Source organism: Mycobacteriales bacterium (assembly GCA_036497565.1).
Classification (GTDB): domain Bacteria; phylum Actinomycetota; class Actinomycetes; order Mycobacteriales; family QHCD01; genus DASXJE01.
The window spans coordinates 1-2,254 of record DASXJE010000050.1; the positions used below are offsets into that span (position 1 = coordinate 1).

A 2,254-nucleotide genomic window follows, 5' to 3' on the forward strand; every position below is an offset into this window, starting at 1 on the left:
TGAGGTCGAGACAGTTACCGCTCCCGGACTGCGTAGGTCAGGTGGGTCACCCGCTGCGTCGGCTCCGCGCGGACCGGCTCCAGGGCCACGCGGCCCGCGTCCACGCCCTCGAACAGGCGGATTCCGGAGCCGAACAGCACGGGTGAGAGCGCGATCGAGAACTCGTCGATCAGGCCGGCGTTCACGTACTCCAGGATCGTCGCGCCGCCGCCCGCGATGCGGACGTCCCGGTCGCCGGCGGCCTCGCGGGCCTGGTCGAGCGCGGTCTCGATGCCGTCGTTGACGAAGTGGAAGGTGGTCGCGCCCGGCCGCTCCCAGGGGTCACGCTTCTCGTGCGTCACGACGAAGACCGGCGTGTGGAACGGCGCCTCCTCCGGCCACGCTTGCTCGCCGGCGTCGAACATGCGCTTGCCCATCACGCACGCGCCGGTGCGCTCGAACGTCTCTCGCACGATGTCGTTGTCGCGCCCTTCCTCGCCACCGTCCCCGAGCTTCAGGTTCTCCCGGAAGAACCGTTGCGGGAATATCCACTGCTGCAGTTCCATCCACTGCTGCCCCATCAGGTCCTCGAGGGAGGCGGGCGCGATGAACCCGTCCAGCGACATCGACACGCTGAAGAACACCTTCCCGGCCATCAGCCCTCCGCTCCCTTCCGAACGATCTCGGTGACGTAGGCAGCGAGGTTGCTCAGGGTTTGGTGGCCGCCGTCGATCGCGTGGTAGTTCTGGACCGCCTCGTCGCGCAATTCCTTGGTGGGGAACAGCGTGCGCATCTCGATCCGGGTCGCCGCACCGTCGGGCTCGAACGTCACGACCGACTCGAAGGCGTTCGGGTCGCCGCGGAACTCACCGTGGAGCAGCGCGATCCGCCCCGGCGGTGCGATCTCGGTCCAGGAGATCCACTCGGTGTAGTCCGTCCCGTCCGGTCCGTGCATCACGAAGTCCCACACCCCGCCGACGCGGAACTCGAACGACTGCGTGGTCGTGGTGAACCCGTCCGGTCCCCACCACCGCGACAGGTGCCAGACCTCGGTGAACGCCTCGAACACCAACTCTCGTGGGGCGTCGATGACCCGGGAGATGACGATCTCGCGGTCGGCCGTCGCGGACTGCGCCGGTGCTCCTCGTCCCGTCGCGCTCATCAGCTAGTCCTCCAGCCTTGCCTGCTTCAGGTCCTGCACGTATGCGCCCAGCCGGTCGAAGCTCGCGTTCCAGAACCGCTCGAACCCGCCCGTCCACTCGTGGACCGGCCGCAGCCCGTGGGCGTCAAGGCCGTACAGGCGCTGCTTGCCTGCTTTGCGATCCCGCACCAGCCCGACCTCCCGGAGCACCCGCAGGTGTTTGGACGCCCCCGGCTGGGCCATCCCCAGTTCCTGGGCCAACTCGGTCACCGGCCGCTCACCCGCCCGCAGCAGTGCCAGGATCTCCCGGCGCTGCGGCTCGGCGATCGCGTTGAAGACGTCCGACGTCGTCGCTGCTCGTGCCATGGGCGCCATCATATGCCGATATCGGCATGCGTCAAGACGTCAGCTGCCGACCCACCTGTCAGCACCGGACATCGCCACCGAGCTGTCCGTCTCAACGAGCACCGTCAAGACCCACATGCGCAACCTGTACGCCAAACTCGGCGCGCACACCCGGGCCGAGGCCGTCGTGTCCGCCCGTGCCCTGAGCCTGCTCGCACCCGTGCGGATCGGCGCTGTCGGCCTCGCCGCGCAGGAAACACCAGTTCGGGGCACGCTTACGCGCTCGCGCCTGACGATCGATCCGCCGAGCAAACCGGCGGCACTGTGCGCGTTCTCCTGGCCCTCTCATCACTCAGTGCCACGTTCTCGATCGACTAGACCTTGCGGCCGTCCTATGTCTGATCGGTGCCCGCTCAGCCGATACGCTGAAGTTCGTGATGACTGACCCGGCCGGCGAAATCGGCAAGCTCCGCGAGGAAGAATTGCCCGTTATCCGGGTGATTGTCCCGCCCGACCCTCGCAGCCGGGTGTTCGAGGATGACCTGGATTCCGCCGGCCTGGTATTCGACGGCAAGCTGACACCCATGCTCGTCTGGCACGAGTACTATCCGGTCGGCCGCGGCTGGCGATCCGGCTGGATGCTCAGCTACGACACCGATGGCCACGGGAACCCAGACGACTACATCGTCGGCCTCGGCCTGCCGGACGTCGATGCCGCCGTGGCGCAGGCCCGCGAGTACTTGTGTTCAGTCGGCTACCCCCCTGCTGGCTGGCCGACCGCACACAGAT

5 protein-coding genes are annotated in these 2,254 nt (G+C 67.7%); 2 read left to right on the forward strand and 3 right to left on the reverse strand.

The genetic code is table 11. The annotated features are described in order from the left end of the window. Nucleotides 1-14: 14 nt before the first annotated feature. Genes VGH85_04605 through VGH85_04615 form a run of 3 tightly spaced genes read right to left on the reverse strand, consistent with a single transcriptional unit; the run spans nt 15 to nt 1,486 of the window. Complete coding sequence (locus tag VGH85_04605) at nt 15-635, reverse strand: dihydrofolate reductase family protein (GenBank protein HEY2173073.1); 621 nt, start codon at nt 633-635, stop codon at nt 15-17. Further along, nucleotides 635-1,141, reverse strand: a complete 507-nt coding sequence (locus VGH85_04610) for an SRPBCC family protein (protein HEY2173074.1) — start codon at nt 1,139-1,141, stop codon at nt 635-637. Before VGH85_04610 ends, VGH85_04605 begins: the two co-directional genes overlap by 1 nt. Before the next feature lie 3 nt (nt 1,142-1,144). Continuing rightward, complete coding sequence (locus VGH85_04615) at nt 1,145-1,486, reverse strand: metalloregulator ArsR/SmtB family transcription factor (protein HEY2173075.1); 342 nt, start codon at nt 1,484-1,486, stop codon at nt 1,145-1,147. On the opposite strand from VGH85_04615, the gene VGH85_04620 reads away from it, so the two are divergent. Both VGH85_04620 and VGH85_04625 read left to right on the forward strand, forming a co-directional pair. Continuing rightward, nucleotides 1,485-1,910, forward strand: a complete 426-nt coding sequence (locus tag VGH85_04620) for a helix-turn-helix transcriptional regulator (protein ID HEY2173076.1) — start codon at nt 1,485-1,487, stop codon at nt 1,908-1,910. The two genes, VGH85_04615 and VGH85_04620, sit on opposite strands and share 2 nt — an antisense overlap. Further along, nucleotides 1,900-2,254: hypothetical protein (locus VGH85_04625; GenBank protein ID HEY2173077.1), on the forward strand; the 355-nt coding region annotated here is incomplete at its 3' end. The genes VGH85_04620 and VGH85_04625, both read left to right, overlap by 11 nt.